Raw genomic sequence first — 19,992 nt, forward strand, 5'->3', positions numbered from 1 at the left:
TTTACCCGACGTGGCAGCCGGCCATGATAAACACTACCGGCCTCGGGAAAAACCCGCTTTTCTCAACATTCACTGTTAAGGGATGTGCAACAACGTACTTCTTAACATAGGGCACCTGAATGGGGGCTGACCTGGATCAGCCCCCCCAATCGGGATCACCATCGGAACATCACAGGTTTGATCGATTACTGCTGATTCTCCTGCTCGGTAAACAGATCACTGAAGAGCATGCTCGACAGGTAACGCTCACCGGAGTCCGGCAGAATCACCACGATGGTCTTGCCCTGCATTTCCGGTGTTTCGGCCAGGCGCACGGCCACGGCCATGGCAGCCCCGCAAGAGATGCCGCACAAAATCCCTTCCTCCTGCATCAAGCGCAACGCCATCGCCTTGGATTCGTCATCGGTGACCAGCTCAACCCGGTCCACCATCGACAGATCGAGGTTTTTCGGCACAAACCCGGCGCCAATGCCCTGGATCTTGTGAGGGCTCGGTTTGATCTCGTCACCGGCCAGCGCTTGCGTGATCACCGGCGACACCACCGGCTCCACCGCCACCGAGAGAATCGGTTTGCCTTGAGTATTCTTGATATACCGCGAAACGCCGGTAATGGTTCCGCCTGTTCCGACGCCGGCCACCAGCACATCGACAGCACCGTCGGTGTCGTTCCAGATTTCCGGGCCGGTGGTTTTTTCGTGGATGGCCGGGTTGGCCGGGTTTTCGAATTGTGCCGGCATGAAGTAGAGGGACGGGTCGCTGGCAACTATTTCAGCGGCCTTTTCGATTGCGCCTTTCATGCCCTTGGCCGGCTCGGTCAGCACCAGCTCGGCGCCCAACGCCTTGAGCACTTTGCGCCGTTCGATGCTCATGGACGCCGGCATGGTCAGCATCAACTTGTAACCCCGTGCGGCGGCGACAAACGCCAGGCCAATGCCGGTGTTGCCGGAGGTGGGTTCGACGATGGTCATGCCAGGCTTGAGTTTGCCGGTGCTTTCGGCGTCCCAGATCATGTTCGCGCCAATCCGGCACTTCACCGAGTAACCCGGGTTGCGCCCCTCGATCTTGGCCAGGATGGTCACACCGCGCGGCGCAATGCGGTTGATCTGCACCAGCGGCGTATTGCCGATGGAATGGGCGTTGTCAGCGAAAATACGGCTCATGGCTGGGTCCTTATGCAGCGTTGAATTAGCGCTCCACGGTATGCCTGTTGCCCGTGGTCGTCCAGTCAGGTCGAACGTCCAGTGACCGCCGCAGTCAATGGCTTTACATCGCAGGAGATTTACCATCATGAAACGTCGATACAGCTGGCCCTTGTGGATCCTCGTCGGTCTCGTTGTACTGCTGATGGCCGTGCATATTGCCCTGCCCTATCTGGTGCGTGACTACTTGAACGACAAGCTCGCCGACATGGGCGATTACCGTGGCCAGATCACCGACGTCGACCTGGCCCTGTGGCGCGGGGCCTACAAAATCAACGGGCTGAAAATCGTCAAGGTCGATGGCAAGGTGCCGGTGCCCTTCGTCAACGCGCCGCTGATCGATCTTTCTGTCAGTTGGCACTCGCTCTGGTACGACCATGCCGTCGTGGCCAAGGTGCAGTTCTTCAACCCTGAAGTGAACTTCGTCGACGGCGGCGCCAACAAGCAGAACTCGCAGACCGGTCAGGGCACCGACTGGCGGGCGCAACTGAGCAAACTGGCACCGGTCACCTTCGACGAAGTGCGCATCTTCGACGGCAAGATCAGCTTTCGAAACTTCAACTCCAAGCCCCCCGTCAACATGAACGCGACCCAGGTCAACGCCAGCATTTACAACCTGACCAACGTCGTCGACAAGGAAGGCAAGCGCGAAGCACGCTTCGATGGCAAAGCGCTGTTGCTGGGGCACGCGCCCCTGGAAACCACCGCAACCTTCGATCCACTGAGCAATTTCGAAGATTTCCAGTTCCGCCTGCGCGCCAGAGACATCGAACTCAAACGCATGAACGACTTCGCTTCCGCCTATGGCAAGTTCGACTTCAATGCCGGGCACGGGGATGTGGTGATTGAAGCGCAAGCGAAAAAGGCCCAATTGACCGGCTACATCAAACCGCTGCTGAAGGATGTTGACGTTTTCAACTGGCATCAGGACGTCGAGAACAAGGACAAAGGGCTGTTCCGGTCCATTTGGGAAGCCATTGTCGGCGGTTCCGAAACCGTGCTGAAAAACCAGGGCAAAAACCAGTTTGCGACCCGTGTGGAACTGAGCGGCAACGTTCATCGGCAAGATATCAGCGCGTTCCAGGCGTTTTTGCAGATTTTGCGTAATGGTTTTGTCCAGGCCTTCAATGCCCGGTATGAACGGCCGAAGCCGGAGGCCGGCTAAGGTTTGCGCGTAACGGTATAGCGGCCGGTTTCTTCAGCCGCACGTGCCGAATTGGATTGCTGTTGCAGAAAATCCCAACCCAGGCAGGCCAAGGCCAGTGATCGCGGCACAGCTTCACGACCACTGCTGTAGCGCGTGATGCTACGGGCGCTCACCCCCAAAGCCTCGGCCGCCTGATTGAGCGGCAATCCGGTACGCGCACGCCAGTCGATGAAGATCCGGGTGTTTTCATCCGCCGCGTTTTGCGCGAGCGCATCCAGATAAACGGTGTCTGCGCCGATCTGGATATCCTGCTCAGGCCACTCGACGCTCCAGCCATCATCGCCCAGGGTTGCACCTTCGAAAGCGCCGGCCTCCAGCAAGGGTTGCAACCCCGGATAGGTACGCAAGTCACGGCTCAGATCGAGCGTGAGCTGCTGATCGTCGATAAATGTCAGCGCCAATCGGTAATCCGGCAACGCATGTACGGCGGACAACCGTGGTCGTCTCATGGGTAACATCGTTTCCAGTCCTCCAGTAATTGCGCCTGATGGGCCCTGACCCATTCATGCGCTTCCTTGATAATCAGTGGCGATGCCTTGCCGACCATCACTTCAACGGTCTCAAGACAGAGCATCACATCCAGTCCGCCACCGGTCAGGTGGACATGGGGTGGCGGATGATCTTTCTCTCGCAGCTGAATCCGGTACGTATCGCGAAATCGATATTTAGTAGACATGCCCCGCAAGCTATCGCCAAAATGGCGATAGCTCAATACTGGCCAGCCGCCAAAACCGAGTCAAGATGTGACGCCCCATTCAGAGACTGAATAAGCCGTCTGCGTTCACAGTCGACCGGGCAGCGCGTTATAGTCGGGCACTACAACTATTGCGCCCCGCCCTGCCCAGCCAGGTCGGCGTTTACCGTTCGAGGATTAGCAGATGAAGTTCGAAGGCACCCAGGCCTACGTCGCCACCGATGACCTGAAGCTGGCGGTCAACGCCGCCATCACCCTGGAGCGTCCGCTGCTGGTCAAGGGCGAGCCGGGCACCGGCAAAACCATGCTGGCCGAGCAACTGGCCGAGTCCTTCGGCGCCAAGTTGATCACCTGGCACATCAAATCCACGACCAAGGCGCATCAGGGCCTCTACGAGTACGACGCGGTCAGCCGCCTGCGCGATTCGCAGTTGGGCACGGAAAAGGTCCACGACGTTCGCAACTACCTGAAAAAGGGCAAGCTTTGGGAGGCTTTCGAGTCCGAAGAGCGGGTGATCCTGCTGATCGATGAAATCGACAAGGCCGACATCGAGTTCCCCAACGACCTGCTGCAAGAACTCGACAAGATGGAGTTCTACGTTTACGAGATCGACGAGACCATCAAGGCCAAGAAGCGGCCGATCATCATCATTACCTCCAACAACGAAAAAGAACTGCCGGACGCGTTTCTGCGCCGTTGCTTCTTCCACTACATCGCGTTTCCGGATCGCGCCACGCTGCAGAAAATCGTCGACGTGCACTACCCGAACATCAAGAAGGATCTGGTCAGCGAAGCGCTGGACGTGTTCTTTGACGTGCGCAAGGTGCCGGGCCTGAAGAAGAAGCCATCGACCTCCGAACTGGTGGACTGGCTGAAGCTGCTGATGGCCGACAACATCGGCGAAGCCGTGCTGCGCGAACGCGATCCGACCAAAGCCATTCCGCCACTGGCCGGGGCCTTGGTGAAGAACGAACAGGACGTGCAACTGCTTGAGCGCCTGGCGTTCATGAGCCGTCGCGGCACCCGCTAAGAGGCTGATGCCATGCTGCTCAACCTGTTCAATGAAATGCGCGCAGCCAAGGTGCCGGTCTCGGTGCGCGAGTTGCTGGACCTGATCAACGCGCTGAAACAGCGCGTGACCTTCGCCGATATGGACGAGTTCTACTACCTGTCCCGGGCGATTCTGGTGAAGGACGAAAAGCATTTCGACAAGTTCGACCGGGCCTTCGGTGCTTACTTCAATGGCCTGGAAAAACTCGACGACCACCTTCAGGCCTTGATCCCTGAAGACTGGTTGCGCAAGGAATTCGAGCGTTCCCTCAGCGATGAAGAGCGGGCGCAGATCCAGTCCCTTGGTGGTCTGGACAAGCTGATCGAAGAATTCAAGAAACGCCTCGAAGAACAGAAAGAACGCCACGCCGGCGGCAACAAGTGGATCGGCACCGGCGGCACCAGCCCGTTCGGCTCCGGCGGCTTCAACCCGGAAGGCATCCGGGTCGGCGATGCCGGCAAGCGCCAGGGTAAAGCGGTCAAAGTCTGGGATCAGCGCGAGTACAAGAACCTCGACGATTCGGTGGAGCTGGGTACGCGCAACATCAAGGTCGCCTTGCGTCGGCTGCGCAAATTCGCCCGTCAGGGTGCTGCCGAAGAACTCGACATCGATGGCACCATCGACCATACCGCTAAAGATGCCGGCCTGCTGAACATCCAGATGCGACCGGAGCGACGCAACACCGTCAAGCTGTTGCTGCTGTTCGACATCGGCGGTTCGATGGATGCCCACGTGAAGATCTGCGAGGAGTTGTTCTCGGCCTGCAAGACCGAGTTCAAACACCTGGAGTACTTCTACTTCCACAACTTCGTTTATGAATCGGTGTGGAAGAACAACATGCGCCGCACTTCAGAGCGCACCTCGACCCAGGACCTGCTGCACAAGTATGGCGCCGACTACAAAGTGATCTTCATCGGTGACGCGGCGATGGCGCCCTATGAGATCACTCAGGCCGGTGGCAGCGTCGAGCACTGGAACGAAGAAGCCGGTTACGTGTGGATGCAGCGGTTCAAGGAGAAGTACAAGAAACTCATCTGGATCAACCCGTATCCGAAAGATACGTGGGGCTATACGTCTTCGACCAATATCGTGCGGGACTTGATTGATGATCAGATGTACCCGCTGACGTTGCGGGGGTTGGAAGAAGGGATGCGTTTTCTGTCCAAGTAATCCCGATTGTCTTGTCGGACGCCATCGTCGGAATGCCGCCCAGACCAAGCCCGCTCCCACAGGGTCTGAGGTGGTTCACACAGTCTGTGATCACCATCATTACCTGTGGGAGCCGGGCTTGCCCGCGATGCTTTTAGCGGTCCAAAAACCGGCGCAGATATTCGACCTGCTCCCGATGCGCCACATCCTGCACCACCGGCCGCAACCGCACCTGCGTCCCCGGCAAACACTGCGCCAGCCGCGCCAGCGCCAATGGTGTCAACGCCCCCAATCGCGGATAACCGCCGATGGTCTGCCGATCATTGAGCAACACAATCGGCTGCCCGTCCGGGGGCACCTGAACCGCGCCGAGCGGAATACCTTCGGAAATCATCGGTTTGCCCTGATACGCCAACGCGGTTCCCAGCAAGCGAATACCCATCCGATCGGCGCGACTGTCGAGGGTCCAGGCGCTGTTGAACGCATCGAACAGACTCTGGCCACTGAACTCGCCGATTTGCGCGCCGAGTACCAGGTCCAGTGGTGAATCGAGTTTGAAGTCCGGCACGTGCTCGCCAGGCAACTCGCGCATCAGCAGCGGCGCTTCAGCCGAGTAGCTCAGCGAGGCACCTTTGGCCAACGCTCGCCCCATGCCGTCCAGCCCACCCAGCTCCTCACGCACCACCGTCGCAGTGCTGCCCAACACCTTCGGCGCATCAAACCCGCCCGGCGCCGCCAGATAGGCTCGCGCGCCCAGCAGTGGCTGAGTGAACTGCAAACGCTGACCTTTGCGCAGCTTGAAACTACGCCACGGTTTCAGCGCCTGCCCCTCCAGTTGTGCACCAAGGTCCGCCCCGGCCAGCGCCAGCAAGCAATCGTCCTCGGCCACCACGGTGAATCCGCCGAGGGTGATTTCGATCACCGGTGCGTCCAGTGCATTGCCCAGCAGCCAGTTGGCCCAGGACATCGAGCGCCAATCCAGCCCGCCGCCCTGGGTCACGCCCAGATGCCGCACGCCGAAACGACCAGCGTCCTGCAACAGGCACAACGGCGTGCTCGCTTGAATCGATAGCCGGCTCATGCCTGCGCCTCCAGAAGCGTGTCGTCACCGCCCAGATTGATGAACTCGGCATGGCTGACTGCTTCAAAACGCACAGTGTCGCCCGGTTGCATCAGGCTGTAACCGTCGCGCTCGCGGTCGAACAGTTTGGCCGGGGTGCGGCCGATCAGGTTCCAGCCGCCGGGAGAGACCACCGGATAGGCCGCGGTTTGCCGTTCGGCAATCCCGACGCTGCCGGCCGCGACTTTTTTGCGCGGCGTATTCAAGCGCGGCGCGGCGAGGACTTCTTCCACCAACCCCATAAAGGCAAAACCCGGCGCGAAGCCCAAGGCGAACACCTGATACTCACGGTCACTGTGGCGGCGGATCACCTCCTCCACGGCCAGCCCGCTGCGCTGAGACAACAGGCGCAATTCCGGGCCGACGCTCACGTCATACCAGACCGGCAGCACATGACATTTGCCGCCGGTGCGGGTGTTGGGCGACAGATCGATCAGTGCTACGGCGATCAATTCCCGCGCCTGCGCCGGGCTCAATGCCGTCAGATCGTAATGCACCATCAACGTCGTATACGACGGCACCAGATCGATCAAATTCGGCCCAAACGCAGCACGCAGGTTTTCGCTGGCAGCGAGCATCCATGGCATGTTGGCTTCGGCGATCTCATCGAACATCCGCACCATCAGGCAATCCAGCGCCACCACTTCCACCCGCGGTTTCATGGTGCGCTCTGCTGATCGAGGGCCTGGCGAATTCGCCGCACGGCCGCCACCGAACTGGCGTTGTCGCCGTGAACGCACAGGGTGTTGGCCTGCAGGTGCAAGGCGCTGCCATCGCTGGCGGTCAGGTTGTCGCCACGGGCAATGGTCAGCGCCTGTTCGATGATTGTTTCCGGATCGTGATGCACCGCGCCCGGCAGTTGGCGCGAGACCAGCCTGCCGGCGCTGTCGTAGGCGCGATCGGCGAAGGCTTCGAACCACAGCGTTACGCCGTACTCGTCACCCAATTGCTGCGCGACGCTGTTGTCGCGGGTCGCCATCAGCATCAGCGGCAACGTCCGGTCATACGACGCCACGGCTTGCAGAACGGCGCGCAATTGCGCCGGGTTGGCCATCATGTCGTTGTACATCGCGCCGTGGGGTTTGACGTAGCTGACGCGCCCGCCCTGTGCCCGGCAGAGACCGTCGAGGGCGCCGATCTGGTAGTGCAGAATGTCCTGAAGTTCCTGGGCGGTGTACGCCATGGAACGACGGCCGAACCCGACCAGATCCTGATAGGCCGGATGGGCGCCAATCTGCACGCCGTTGCTCAGGGCCAGGCTGACGGTCTTGCGCATGATGCTCGGGTCCCCGGCGTGGAAGCCGCAGGCGATGTTGGCGCAATCGATGAAGGGCATGACCTCGGCGTCCAGACCCATGGTCCAGTTGCCGAAACTCTCGCCGATGTCGCAGTTCAATAGCAGGCGGCTCACGGTGAACACTCCTGTAGGTTTTATTCTTTTCAGATGTGGGCAGATTACTGCGCATCCAGTTGTTTGCCACGGGTTTCCGGCAGGCTCAACGCCGCAAGGATCACCACCCCGTAGGAAACCGCCGCAAACGCCCCGATGCCTACGCTCAAGGGCACCTTCTGGCTGAGCAAGCCGATCAACAGCGGAAACAACGCCGCCAGCGCCCGGCCGATGTTGTAGCAAAAGCCCTGGCCCGAACCGCGAATCCGCGTCGGAAACAACTCGGTCAGGAAGGCACCCATGCCGCTGAAGATCCCCGAAGCAAAGAAGCCCAGCGGAAAGCCCAGCCACAGCATCACGCCGTTACTGACCGGCAATTGGGTGTAGAGCAGCACGATGGTGAACGAGCCGACCGCGAACAGAATGAAATTCTTCTTACGGCCAAGGATGTCAGTCAAGTACGCGCTGATGACATAACCGACGTAAGAACCGACGATCACCATCGCCAGATAACCGCCCGTGCCGAGTACGCTCAAGCCGCGCTCGTTCTTTAGAAATGTCGGCAGCCAGGAGGTGATTGCGTAGTAACCGCCCAAAGCGCCGGTGGTCAGCACCGAAGCGCGAAGCGTGGTGAAGAGGATGCCGGGGGCGAAAATCTCGTAAAACTTCGCCGGGTTGCTCGGTTCTTGTTTGGCTTTGGCTTCGCGGTAGATTTCCGGGTCCTTGACCAGACGGCGGACAAAAATCACGAAAATCGCCGGGACGATGCCAAGAATGAACAGTGCCCGCCAAGCGTCTTCCGGTGGCATCACCGAGAACAGCAGCGCATACAGAATCGCCGTCAGCCCCCACCCCAGCGCCCAGCCTGATTGCACCATGCCCACCGCTTTGCCACGGTCCTTGGCGCGAATCACTTCGCCCATCAGCACCGCGCCGGCGGTCCACTCACCGCCGAAACCGAAGCCCATCAAGGTGCGGCTGATCAGCAGTTGTTCGTAGTTTTGCGCGAAGCCGCAGAGAAAGGTGAAGAAGGCGAACCACAGCACCGTCAGTTGCAAGGTGCGCACACGACCGATGCGGTCGGAGAGAATCCCCGCCACCCAACCGCCGATGGCCGAGGCAATCAGCGTGCTGGTATGAATCAACCCGGCCTCGCCGGTGGTGATGCCCCACATCGCGATGAGGGTCGGCACCACGAAGCTGAGCATCTGGGTGTCCATGCCGTCCAGACCGTAGCCGATCTTGCAGCTCCAGAATGTGCGGCGTTCCTGCTGATTGATATTGCGGTACCAGTCGAAAGGTCCCGGACGAGCCGTGGCTTTCGGGATGGCGGTAGTGTCGGGCGCACTCATGGCAACTCTCCGTGCAAATTTTATTGGTATTGTTCTGAGCCCCGACGACGCCTATCGTGGGAACCGGATGGCCTGATTTTTGGACGCGCGGCCCGGTTGCGTCCAACTAATAAAAACCCGCCTTAGGCATAAGAAAAACTTAACCCCATGAACCTGAAGTTTCTCGAAACCTTTGTCTGGGTCGCCCGCCTCAAGAGTTTTCGCCTGACCGCAGACAAGCTCTTCACCACCCAGGCGTCGATTTCCAGCCGCATCGCCGTGCTCGAAAGCGAACTCGGGGTGAAGCTGTTCCTGCGTGATTCACGCGGCGTGAGCCTGACGCCCGAAGGCTTGAAAGTGCTCGAACATGCCGAGCAGATGATGGACACCATGCAGGCGCTCAAGCAGTCGATCGAGACCCGCTCGAGCAAGGTCGGACGGGTGCGCATCGGTGTGATGGACACGGTGATTCACACCTGGCTGAGTCCATTGGTGGCGCAGATGACCGATCACTACCCGCTGGTGGAAATCGAGCTGGTGGCCGATACCTCGCTCAACCTCTGCGATCAGCTGCAAAAAGGCTTCCTCGACTTGACTCTGCAAACCGACCTGTTGCGTCAGGAAAGTGTGCGCAGCCTAGAACTGGCCAGTCACCCGATGGGCTGGATTGCGGCCAGCAACTCGATCTACAACCGCGAGTATTCCAGCGTGGCCGATCTGGCGCGGGAGCGGATCATTACGTACTCGAAGAACTCACACCCGCATCAAGAGGTGCTCGCGCTGATGCAGGCCAATGGCGTCATGACGCCGCGGCTGAACTGCGTGAATTCGGTGTCGGCGATCACCCGGTTGTTGCGCGACGGTTTCGGCATTGGCGCGCTGCCACCGGTGCTGGTGGCCGAGGAACTGGCGCGTGGGGAACTGACCTTGCTGGCCATCGATCAGCGCCCGCCGGATTTGCAGGTGGTGGTGTCGTGGCGGACCGGGGCGGAATGGGTCGAGGAGATTGTGGCGTTGTGTCAGCAGGTGCTGGCGGGGTATGCGCGCAAGGTCGGTGAGCGCTACATCGTTCTGAGTAAACCTTGAATTGAAGAGGAACAGGAACAGGAAGTTTCCCACGCGATAATAGGAATCGCCTTCATTACCATTTTTATCCATCTGATTATTCTTTGCGCGCCTTCAGCCAAACGACTATCGACAGGAGTCGAATTCGATGCGCGCTTACACGCAAAAACAGCAGCAGTTGCTCTCACACTGGAGCGAAGCCCTTGGCACCGAGGCCTTCCAGTCTCATCGCATCACCCTCGATCACTTAAGCAACGCACTTGAACCCGCCGCCCAACGCTGCTGCCAACGCCTGATCCAGGCACTGTTTCGCGAAAACCTGATCCCCATCGGCATTCGCACCTACGACAAAAGTGAGCGCTGCCGGTTGCCCGTCGCGGATGGTGCGCACCTTTGCTTCGATCATCTGTCTGGCGGAAGAATGGACAGTTGGGACGTGCGCGGCAACATCGTTCTCCACACCCCAGGCAAGACGCCGCACAAAATCCAGTTACCCAGCGAACTGCTCGCTCACCTCAGCACTCACTTCTCACCCTCCGCCTCTCCCGACGTGCTCGAACGCCTGGCTCAGGAGCTGGATGACAGCTTCCGCAATGACACCTTATGCCTGGCATTCCATCATGGCTGGACTGAGCGCCTGAGAGAGCAGATCGACACCGAGCACGATAACAATCTGCTCGCATGGCTTAAGGTCGGTACTGCCCCGTATAGCCCAACGTTGTTGCTTGAGCAATGGGGCACGCTTGGCCACCCCTGGCACCCGAACTACAAGACCAAACTGGGCTTGAGCGCCACCCAGGTCATCGCCTTCTCCCCAGAGTTCGAGGCAAGTTTCCCGATAGTCCTTTGCGCCTTGCATCGCCAATTCGCCCATGTCGAAACGCTTGCCAACAGCATCGACTATCTGGACTGGTGGCGAGCCCACTTCCCTCAGGCAGCAGAACAACTGCAGCAGTATCTGGAGCAACTCGGTCTGGATGCTGCGGACTACCTCCCAATTCCCTCCCACCCTTGGCAAGCCCGTGAGGAACTGCCGCAATCGTTCGCAGAGGAACTGGCTGACCGCCGATTGATCATCACGGACATCGTTGCATTCACTGCCCACCCGACCATGTCCTTCCGCACGGTAATACCGCAGGCGGGCCGAACAGCGCCCATGGTCAAACTGCCGGTGTCGTTACGACTGACCAGCGTGCAGCGCACCGTGTCACCGCGCTCGGCCAGGATGGGGCCGCGCATCAGCCAACTGCTTTTGAAAATTCTGGATCGAGAGCCTGGTATTCAGCAGCAGCTGAAGATCGTCCCCGAACGCATCGGCGTTCACTACGCACCTCAACCGAGCGACGACGAACGCTCCCGGCATGTCGCGGTGCTTTTTCGCGACAACCCGCTGACCCTGATTGAAACCGGTGAACTGGTCGTCCCGGTTGGCAGCCTGTTCGCCATCAACGAGTTTGGACAACCGTTGCTGCGTGACTGGGTACAGCTGGCTCAACACCGGGATGACAGCGCGGCCATGCTGGCGTTCTTCGAGGATTATCTGGCGATTACCGTACCGAGCCTGGTGGGTCTGTACTTGATGTACGGCGTGGCGTTCGAAGCTCACCAGCAGAACAGCTTCATGGTGATGAGTGCTGACAGGCAGTTGAAACACCTGCTGATTCGCGACTTTGGCGATATTCGGATCCACCGAAAAACGCTGCAGGGGAAGGACCTCGATCTCCGGTTGCACGACCCGGCAATGACACTCTACGACGACCCCGGTTTTGTCCGAGACAAACTGCTTCACACCACCTTCATGTGCCACTTGGGTGAGCTGGCATTGCTCTGCGCACGACACTGGGATGTGCCTGAAAGCATCCTTTGGCAGCGGATGGCGACCCAGACGGCGCAATGCTTCGATGCCTTGCGCGAGCGCGTCGAACCGGAACGTTGGGAAACCGAGCGTCGCGCCCTGCTGGAACAGGACTGGCCAGCCAAATCATTTATGCGCATGCGTTTGCTTGACTGTCACACCGACATCGTCGGACGCTTGAATAACCCGTTGCGATCGAGCACCTATGCGCACTGACGGGCGCGCGTTGCGCCTGTTGATCATCATCCAGTTCGTTTCCATGGGCGCCATGGAAATGAGCGGCCCGTTCTGGCCCTTGCAGATCCAGCACCTTCTCGGGCCTGAGGGCGCTGGCTACACCTCATTACTATCGGCGCTGGTCTACGCAGGGCCAATGCTTGCAGCCATGATCGTGACGCCGCTATGGGGTCGAATGGGCGATCGCACCGGACACAAACCGATGCTCGTCCGGGCGTTGCTGGCACTGGCGATGTGCCAAGGATTGGCGGGCATCATCCTCGACCCCTGGTTACTGGTTGGTATCCGGGTGATGCAAGGGGCGCTCGCCGGATTTCTCGCTGCGGCACAAGCCTACGCGCTGGCCTGCTGCGACAACGGCCGGCGCGGTCATACCCTGGCTCGCCTGCAATCAGCGACCGCCGTCGGCTCGTTGATCGGGCCGGTCCTCGGCGGTTGGTTGATGGACATCTCGGGATTTGCCCTCCTCTGTTATGGCGCGGCGCTGATCTGTCTGGTGTGTGTGCTTGGAAGCTTCTTCCTTCCGCCGGACAAAGAGCGGCGGTCGCATAAACAACCTGCTGCGCCGGTGGCCCTGCCCAAAGGCTGGCTAGGCGGAATGCTGATGGTCATCGTGCTGATACAAGCAGCAAAGATGATTCCGCAACCGTTTTACGCCTTGTACGTCGCCGACATTCTGCAGGCACCTCACTGGCTGATCGGTGCCACTTACGCAGCAAGTGCCGCGACCCTGGCCCTCTCCGCTCCGGTATGGGGACGCCTTTTCGACCATTGGGAAGCGCTTCACACCTTGCGTGTGATTGAAGGCGTGGCCTGGTTATGCGCTTTGACGCTTGCCGCGACAGCGCTGGCCAACGAATGGCTCGGGTTTCTCGTCAGTCGACTGGTCTGGGGCATCTGGCAAGGAGCGCTGCTTCCCGTCGCCTATGCACTGATCGCCAATACCGCTTCTTCAAATCAGCAGGGATATGCCTTGGGGCTCGGCAACAGCGCCGCAAAGGCTGGCGCTCTGCTCGGCGTCGTTGTCGGCGGTGCCGGCATGGGGCTGGTGGGCCTGGCCCACAGTTTCTGGCTGGTGGCGTTGACCTACGTGCTGGCCGCTTTCGGGATCCGCTGGATACGTCACCGCAACACCGGCCCTCTAGGTCTGATCCCCCCACACTTACCACAACAAAAAAAGATGCTGCCATGACCCCAATAAGACTTTCCTATCTGATTCCCCTGCTCGGCGCCTTCAGCACCGCTCTGTCGGCTGATGAAACTGAACAGCCCCCAGGCACCCTGGACATTCAAGCCACCGTCGTTTCCGCAACACGCAGTGAAGCAAGCATCGCCTCGATTCCGGGGTCGGTCCAGGTCATCGACGAACAACAAGTCCGCGAACAGAGTGGCGCAGGTCGTCGGGTCTCCGACATCCTCGGGCAGTTGGTCCCTGGTCTTGCGCCGTCCAGTGGAGGGATGAGCAACTTTGGCCAGACGCTGCGCGGGCGCAACATGTTAGTACTGATCGACGGCGTGTCGCAGAACGCCACGCGAGACAACTTCCGTCAGTTGAACAGCATTGCGCCGGCCAGTATCGAACGCATCGAAGTTGTTTCCGGCGCCAGCAGCGTCTACGGCGCCGGGGCGTCAGGCGGCATCATCAACATCATTACCAAGCGAAATCAGGGGCAGGACTTCGCGTACAGCACCCGACTGGGCCTGACCAGTGACAACAATTTCAACCGTAAAGGTTTCGCCTATGAAGTTTTCCAGAGTGCGACCGGACGCAACGACGCACTGGACTGGTACGTCTCCGCAGACCTGACCCAACGCAACGATCAATTTGACGGCAACGGCAAGCGCATCCCCCAGGACACCTCCCAAGGCAGCAACATGGACACCGAGACTTACGACCTGCAGGGTCGATTCGGTTACGAACTGGATGCCGACAAAAAGCTCAGCCTGTCGCTGCAGGACTACAAGGACCAACAAGATACCCACTACACCAAAGACCCGAAAAACCGCGAGCAAGCGGTAGCGGTCAAAGGGCTGAAACTCGGCGATCAGCCCTACACGCATAATCAGGCAATCAACCTTAACTACTCAGACAAGGACTTCTACCACCAGAGCCTGCAGCTGGAAAGTTACTGGCGCCGGGCCGATGCATTGTTTTTCCCGGACCTGGCGCGAGGCAAAGCCGGCATCGCTGACAACAACAGCGTGCAGGATGTCTACGGCCTACGCGCAGCCATTGATACGCCTTTGCCGGCCATCGGCAGTGCCACCGGCAATCTGGTCTGGGGCGCCGACTACAATCATGAGCGCTCCCGCCAACGCGGCGACCAATACACCCTCAACGGCCTGGCCTACTCAAAGACCGGCATCATCTACGAGATGGGCCCGGACATCGAAACCACTACCCGGGCGCTGTTCGGGCAAATGTCCTGGGACATTGGCGACTGGACCTTGCGTGGCGGCGTGCGACGCGAGTGGATAGAAAGCGAAGTTTCCGACAGTGTGGCTTACGGTCAGATCGTCCAGACTGGCGTGCGCGCCACTTTGCCAGGGGACACCCTCAAATACGACGCCACCCTCTACAACCTGGGAGCGGTTTATCACCTGAGCGCTAACCAGGACGTTTTCGTCAACTTCAGTCAGGGATTTTCGCTGCCGGATATTCAACGGTTCCTGCGAGATGTGAACAGCACCTACGACATCCAGAACCTGAACGCCCAGGCCATCAAGGTCGACAGCTACGAATTGGGCTGGCGTGGCAACTGGGACCAGTGGCAGACCGACCTGACCGCGTATGAAAACACCTCGGACGTAACGCAGTTCTACGATGCCAATAATCGCGTATTACGCCTGATCAATCAGAAAGAGCGAGTTCGCGGCGTTGAGAGCAGCCTGACATTTCATGCGACCGATCTATGGTCGTTCGGTGGCTCACACGCCTGGGCCAAAGGCGAAACCGAACAAAATGGCAAATGGACTGACCTGCCGGCGACGCGTATTTCACCCGCAAAAACCACGCTCGCCAAGGACGACTACACCCTGCGTCTGCAAGGCATGCGCCTGGCCAATTACGATGCCGCCGCCAAGGACAATAACGGGCGGGAGATCAATGGCTACACTTTGGTGGATTTACTCGGCTCGGTACAGTTACCAGTCGGACGTCTTGAAGGCGGAGTGTATAACCTGGCCAACCGCACGTATAAAAACCTGTTCGCCCAAGCCAACGCCCGGGCGCCTTACGCGAATGCCCAAGGCCGGACGTTCAGCATGAGTTACTCGTTGGACTGGTAAAAGAGGTTCCTTGCGTAATCCCGTGAAACACTGACAACGCAAAACCTGTACGAGCCGGCTTGCTGGCGATGGTCCAGTGCGCCGAGTTGATCCAGACAGCGCGCGCCATCGTTAACGACCATCGCCAGCATGCCGGCGCCTACAGAGGACCGTGCCCACGCTGAACCAGTGAAAGCCCAAAAAGAGCCGGCATGCCTACTCCTTTTGCTTAGAGCCCGCGCACATCCCGATCCACGATCGGCCGGCTCTGGCGCAGGCGTTTGCCGCCCAGCACCACCCAGTCGATCAGCCGGAACAGGCATTCAATCCCGAACGACAGCAGCAACGCGCCGCTCATGCCCCAGATCATCGCTTCCGGCGTCAGCAGGATCTGGTAGCTGTAGCCATTCCAGGTTTCCTTGCGGATATCCGGGTCGGCGGCCAGTACAACCTGCAGGAAACGGATGTACCACGGGCCTTGCATGGCCTGGAATTGTTTATCGAGGGCCAACTGACGGGTGAGCAGATTGCTCAGGCTGTCGGCGTCGCTGCGGAAAATCGGGTCTTCGCTGGCGCGGTAATGAGCGACCAGCGCCTGCATATCACCCTTGAAAAACTGATTGGCGGTGCCCTGAAAACCGCTCAAACCGGTCTGCGCCTCGATCAGGTGGGCTTCGACCCGCTTGGCGTAATCGTTGATGAACCCTGGCACCTGGACGCCGATCAACAGGCCCGCCGCGAACAACACCAGCCGTAGATAACTGAGCAACATGGGGGAGAATCCTTATTCGGTCTTGCCCTGGCTGACGCATTCACCGCGTCGCCAGAGGCTCCATTGGCCCGGTTCGTAGCGGGTCCAGGTTTCGTTTTCGGTCAGGGGCTCGGTGGCGATCACCGTGACCACGTCGTTGGGCGTGGTTTCGGCCTGGAAATCGACAATCACGTCGACATCCTTCAAGCGCGCCGGGCCGAACGGTGCGCGACGGGTAATTTGCGCCAGTTTGGTCGAGCAGTAACAGAACAGCCAGTCACCGTCGCTGAGCAGGCAGTTGAACACGCCTTTGCTACGGTATTCGGCGCAGGCAGCCACCAGATCCGGCAGCAACGCTTCGATCTCGACCGGTTCCGGAAACGCCGCGCGCACCCGATTGAGCAAATCGCAAAAGGCCGCTTCGCTGTCGGTATCGCCGACCGGGCGGTAAAAGCTTTTGATCGGTTGAAAGTCCGCGAGCTGGCCGTTGTGGGCGAAACACCAGTTGCGGCCCCACAGTTCGCGCACGAACGGATGGGTGTTGGACAGGCAGACCTTGCCGACGTTGGCCTGGCGGATATGGCCGATCACCACTTCGCTTTTGATCGGATAGCGTTGCACCAGATTGGCGACTTCGGACTCGCAGCTGGCCGCCGGGTCCTGGAACAGCCGCAGGCCACGGCCCTCATAAAAGGCGATGCCCCAACCGTCACGGTGCGGGCCCGTTCGGCCGCCGCGCTGCATCAGCCCGGTGAAGCTGAACACAATATCGGTCGGCACATTGGCGCTCATGCCCAATAACTCACACATGCTCGGACTCTCTGAAAGGCAGGGGCAAGGTTACAAACGCGGTTCGACCCGCATGCGCTGAGGGTTGCTCGGGATCGGCGGGCGACCGTAACGGTCATCACCGGCACCGCCGAAAGGATGATCGTCGTCAGGGTCGTCAGCCCGCGCCGCAGCCTTGGCGGCCGCCGTGCGTTCCTTGCGAGCCTTGGAAGCGCGTTCGATGGGGAAACGGATCGCCACGAATACCAGGTAAATGCCGAAGGCGATCATGCAGTACATGAATAGATCGGAGATCGCCCGCCAGGCGTTGTTGCCGACTTTGAACGCGAGGTCCAGGGCGGTGATGGCGATGGCCGGCGCGACCTTTTCCTTCACCGGATCAATGATCGTCGGGCTGAACAGCAACACGGCGACCAGCAGCCGCAAGGGCTCGCGCAACCAGCGCCACATCCAGCGGGTCATGCGCATCCACACCAACAGGCAGCCTAAAGCGGCAAAGGCGTAAAGGCCCCAAGCGATCAGATAGTCGTTCTCGGTCATGGTGTCCATGGCAAGGCAGGCAAAGAGGCGCTTATAGTAACGACTTTTCGCACATCAGGCTTGCCCCAACTGTAGGAGCGAGCTTGCTCACGATAGCGGACTGCCGGACTACATTGATGATGAATGTTCCGGCCTCATCGCGAGCAAGCTTGCTCCTACAGGGTCTGGAGAGGCTTCAAGATCTGCAAGTCGCCTGCGAAGCCCCTTATTCCGTACATTGTTCGAGAGCCCTTCATGCCCCAATCCGCCAACATCACCAGCGCCCCGATTGCCCACAAGGCTGAAGGTTCTGACCCGTATGCCTGGCTGCAGGAACGCGACACCGACGCGGTGCTCGATTACCTCAAGGCTGAAAACCGCTATCTAGAGGCGCAAACCGCCGATCAGGCCGGGCTGCGCGAAACCCTGTTCGAGGAGATCAAGGGCCGGATTCTCGAAACCGACCTGTCGCTGCCCTCCCCGTGGGGTCCGTATCTGTATTACACGCGCACCACGGCCGGTGACGAGTACGCCCGTCACTACCGCTGCCCGCGCCCGACGGATGACAGCCTGCAACTCGACGAAAGCCAGGAACAGTTGCTGCTGGACCCGAACGAACTGGCCAACGGCGGCTTCTTTTCCCTCGGTGCGTTCAGCATCAGTCCGGACCACCAGCGCCTGGCCTACAGCCTCGACACCACGGGCGATGAGATTTACACGCTGTTTGTGAAGGAATTATCCAGCGGCCGCGTCAGTGAACTGGAGTTCGCCGAATGCGACGGCAGCATGACGTGGGCCAACGACAGCCTGACGCTGTTCTTCGGCGAACTGGACGACACCCATCGCCCGCACAAGCTGTTCCGCTATCGACTGGACGGCACGGCGGCCGAAGAAGTGTTCCATGAGCCAGACGGCCGTTTCTTCATGCATTGCTATCGCTCGAGTTCGGAACAGCAATTGCTGCTGGCGCTGGGCAGCAAGACCACCAGCGAAGTGTGGGTGCTCGACGCATTCCAGCCGCAGCAGGCGTTTACCTGCGTGGCGCCGAGGGTTGAAGACCATGAGTACGACGTTGATCACGGCGCGCTCGACGGCCAATGGACCTGGTTCATTCGCACCAACCGCGACGGTATCAACTTTGCCTTGTACACCGCTGTCGATACCGGCATTGCGCCGACCGAAGCCGACTGGCAGAACCTGATTCCCCACAGCGACACCACGATGATCGACGGCATGAGCCTCAACGCCGGCGCCTTGACGCTGAGCCTGCGGGTCGGCGGCTTGCCGATCATCGAGGTTCACCCGCAAGACCTGCCGAGCTACCGCGTGCAATTGCCGGACGCGGCCTACAGCCTGCACGTGCAAAACAGCCTGGAATTCGTCAGCGACCGCATCCGCTTGCGTTACGAAGCGCTGAACCGCCCGGCGCAGATCCGCCAACTGGATTTGTGCAGCGGCGAACAGAAAGTGCTCAAGGAAACCCCGGTGCTCGGCCCGTTCGACGCCGACGCCTACGTCAGCCAACGCCTGTGGGCGACCGCGCCGGACGGTACGCAAGTGCCGATCAGCCTGGTGGTCAAACGCGAAGCCCTCGGTAAGCCAACGCCACTTTATCTGTACGGCTACGGCGCCTACGGCGAAAGCCTCGACCCATGGTTCTCCCACGCGCGCCTGAGCCTGCTGGATCGCGGCGTGGCGTTTGCCATTGCGCACGTGCGTGGCGGCGGCGAGTTGGGTGAGGCCTGGTATCGCGCCGGCAAACAGGAACACAAGCACAACACCTTCAGCGATTTCATCGCCTGTGCCGAGCACCTGATCGCCAACGGGGTCACCACCTCCGCGCAATTGGCGATCAGCGGTGGCAGTGCCGGTGGGTTGCTGATCGGCGCGGTGCTCAACATGCGGCCGGAGCTGTTCGGCGCGGCGATTGCCGAAGTGCCGTTCGTCGATGTGTTGAACACCATGCTCGACCCGGACTTGCCGCTGACCGTTACGGAATACGACGAGTGGGGCAATCCTGAAGAGCCGGACGTTTATGATCGGATCAAGGCCTACGCCCCGTACGAAAACGTCACCGCGCAGACGTATCCGGCGACGCTGGTGATCGCCGGCTACAACGACAGTCGCGTGCAGTACTGGGAAGCGGCGAAGTGGGTAGCGAAATTGCGCGCGACCAAAACCGACGACAATCCGCTGCTGCTCAAGACCGAGTTGGGCGCCGGACATGGCGGCATGAGTGGCCGTTATCAGGGATTGCGTGACGTAGCACTCGAATACGCATTTGTTTTCGGGGTTTTGGGGATTGCCTGAGGAACTTGGCTTGGCGTACGGGTCTTAAATCCATAACGCCGGGGCCCGGTACAACCCA

Annotated in this window: 18 protein-coding genes; 8 read left to right on the forward strand and 10 right to left on the reverse strand. The window is 59.8% G+C overall.

From position 1 onward, the window contains the following. Positions 1-185: 185 nt before the first annotated feature. Positions 186-1,160 carry a cysteine synthase A gene (gene cysK / locus ACI77H_RS11530; RefSeq protein WP_150634641.1) on the reverse strand — a complete coding sequence of 325 codons (975 nt, stop codon included), beginning with the start codon at positions 1,158-1,160 and terminating at the stop codon, positions 186-188. A 127-nt stretch (positions 1,161-1,287) separates the two neighbouring features. On the opposite strand from cysK, the gene ACI77H_RS11535 reads away from it, so the two are divergent. After that, the gene (locus ACI77H_RS11535; protein ID WP_407012026.1) at positions 1,288-2,364 is read left to right on the forward strand and encodes a DUF748 domain-containing protein; all 1,077 of its coding nucleotides are present in this window, start codon (positions 1,288-1,290) and stop codon (positions 2,362-2,364) included. Here ACI77H_RS11535 and ACI77H_RS11540 read toward each other — a convergent pair. Together ACI77H_RS11540 and ACI77H_RS11545 are read right to left on the reverse strand one after the other, a co-directional pair. After that, on the reverse strand, positions 2,361-2,864 hold the full coding sequence (locus tag ACI77H_RS11540) for a DUF2442 domain-containing protein (RefSeq protein WP_407012027.1): 504 nt from the start codon (positions 2,862-2,864) through the stop codon (positions 2,361-2,363). The genes ACI77H_RS11535 and ACI77H_RS11540 overlap by 4 nt on opposite strands. Continuing rightward, a complete protein-coding gene (locus ACI77H_RS11545) occupies positions 2,852-3,082 on the reverse strand; it encodes a DUF4160 domain-containing protein (RefSeq protein ID WP_407012028.1) in 231 nt (76 codons plus the stop codon). Before ACI77H_RS11545 ends, ACI77H_RS11540 begins: the two co-directional genes overlap by 13 nt. A gap of 202 nt (positions 3,083-3,284) precedes the next feature. Between ACI77H_RS11545 and ACI77H_RS11550 the strand changes: the two genes are divergently transcribed. Both ACI77H_RS11550 and ACI77H_RS11555 read left to right on the forward strand, forming a co-directional pair. Beyond that, positions 3,285-4,130 (forward strand): AAA family ATPase, encoded by an 846-nt coding sequence (locus ACI77H_RS11550; RefSeq protein WP_407012029.1) that lies wholly within the window; start codon positions 3,285-3,287, stop codon positions 4,128-4,130. Positions 4,131-4,142: 12 nt separating this feature from the next. Next, entirely contained in the window at positions 4,143-5,321 is a 1,179-nt protein-coding gene (locus ACI77H_RS11555; protein WP_407012030.1) for a vWA domain-containing protein, read from the forward strand. Between the two features lie 133 nt (positions 5,322-5,454). Here the strand turns inward: ACI77H_RS11555 and ACI77H_RS11560 are convergent, their stop codons facing one another. Genes ACI77H_RS11560 through ACI77H_RS11575 form a run of 4 tightly spaced genes read right to left on the reverse strand, consistent with a single transcriptional unit; the run spans position 5,455 to position 9,162 of the window. Then, positions 5,455-6,381 (reverse strand): biotin-dependent carboxyltransferase family protein, encoded by a 927-nt coding sequence (locus tag ACI77H_RS11560; RefSeq protein ID WP_407012031.1) that lies wholly within the window; start codon positions 6,379-6,381, stop codon positions 5,455-5,457. Beyond that, positions 6,378-7,082: a 5-oxoprolinase subunit PxpB gene (gene pxpB / locus ACI77H_RS11565; protein ID WP_407012032.1), complete on the reverse strand. Its 705-nt coding sequence runs from the start codon at positions 7,080-7,082 to the stop codon at positions 6,378-6,380. Before pxpB ends, ACI77H_RS11560 begins: the two co-directional genes overlap by 4 nt. After that, on the reverse strand, positions 7,079-7,831 hold the full coding sequence (locus tag ACI77H_RS11570) for a 5-oxoprolinase subunit PxpA (protein WP_407012033.1): 753 nt from the start codon (positions 7,829-7,831) through the stop codon (positions 7,079-7,081). The genes pxpB and ACI77H_RS11570 overlap by 4 nt, the downstream gene beginning before the upstream one ends. 44 nt (positions 7,832-7,875) lie before the next feature. Continuing rightward, positions 7,876-9,162, reverse strand: a complete 1,287-nt coding sequence (locus tag ACI77H_RS11575; protein ID WP_407012034.1) for an MFS transporter — start codon at positions 9,160-9,162, stop codon at positions 7,876-7,878. Between the two features lie 147 nt (positions 9,163-9,309). Between ACI77H_RS11575 and ACI77H_RS11580 the strand changes: the two genes are divergently transcribed. From ACI77H_RS11580 to ACI77H_RS11595, 4 genes are all read left to right on the forward strand, one after another. Next, positions 9,310-10,227, forward strand: a complete 918-nt coding sequence (locus ACI77H_RS11580; protein WP_407012035.1) for a LysR family transcriptional regulator — start codon at positions 9,310-9,312, stop codon at positions 10,225-10,227. 127 nt (positions 10,228-10,354) lie between these two features. Continuing rightward, the gene (locus ACI77H_RS11585) at positions 10,355-12,277 is read left to right on the forward strand and encodes an IucA/IucC family protein (protein WP_407012036.1); all 1,923 of its coding nucleotides are present in this window, start codon (positions 10,355-10,357) and stop codon (positions 12,275-12,277) included. Further along, positions 12,267-13,490, forward strand: coding sequence for an MFS transporter (locus ACI77H_RS11590; protein ID WP_407012037.1), 1,224 nt, complete (start codon positions 12,267-12,269; stop codon positions 13,488-13,490). The genes ACI77H_RS11585 and ACI77H_RS11590 overlap by 11 nt, the downstream gene beginning before the upstream one ends. Continuing rightward, a complete protein-coding gene (locus ACI77H_RS11595; protein ID WP_407012038.1) occupies positions 13,487-15,586 on the forward strand; it encodes a TonB-dependent receptor in 2,100 nt (699 codons plus the stop codon). The genes ACI77H_RS11590 and ACI77H_RS11595 overlap by 4 nt, the downstream gene beginning before the upstream one ends. A 208-nt stretch (positions 15,587-15,794) precedes the next feature. On the opposite strand, the gene ACI77H_RS11600 is transcribed toward ACI77H_RS11595, so the two are convergent. From ACI77H_RS11600 to ACI77H_RS11610, 3 genes are read right to left on the reverse strand one after another with little or no spacing between them, the layout of a single operon-like run. Then, positions 15,795-16,337, reverse strand: a complete 543-nt coding sequence (locus ACI77H_RS11600) for a DUF2937 family protein (protein WP_214381329.1) — start codon at positions 16,335-16,337, stop codon at positions 15,795-15,797. Positions 16,338-16,349: 12 nt separating this feature from the next. Then, positions 16,350-17,126, reverse strand: coding sequence for a class II glutamine amidotransferase (locus tag ACI77H_RS11605; protein WP_109628454.1), 777 nt, complete (start codon positions 17,124-17,126; stop codon positions 16,350-16,352). Positions 17,127-17,156: 30 nt separating this feature from the next. After that, positions 17,157-17,654 carry an MFS transporter gene (locus ACI77H_RS11610; RefSeq protein WP_407012039.1) on the reverse strand — a complete coding sequence of 166 codons (498 nt, stop codon included), beginning with the start codon at positions 17,652-17,654 and terminating at the stop codon, positions 17,157-17,159. A gap of 225 nt (positions 17,655-17,879) precedes the next feature. Between ACI77H_RS11610 and ACI77H_RS11615 the strand changes: the two genes are divergently transcribed. Then, entirely contained in the window at positions 17,880-19,934 is a 2,055-nt protein-coding gene (locus ACI77H_RS11615) for a S9 family peptidase (RefSeq protein ID WP_407012040.1), read from the forward strand. Positions 19,935-19,992 lie beyond the last annotated feature (58 nt).

The sequence above is a fragment of the Pseudomonas sp. O230 genome (genome assembly GCF_045447035.1).
Taxonomy (GTDB): domain Bacteria; phylum Pseudomonadota; class Gammaproteobacteria; order Pseudomonadales; family Pseudomonadaceae; genus Aquipseudomonas.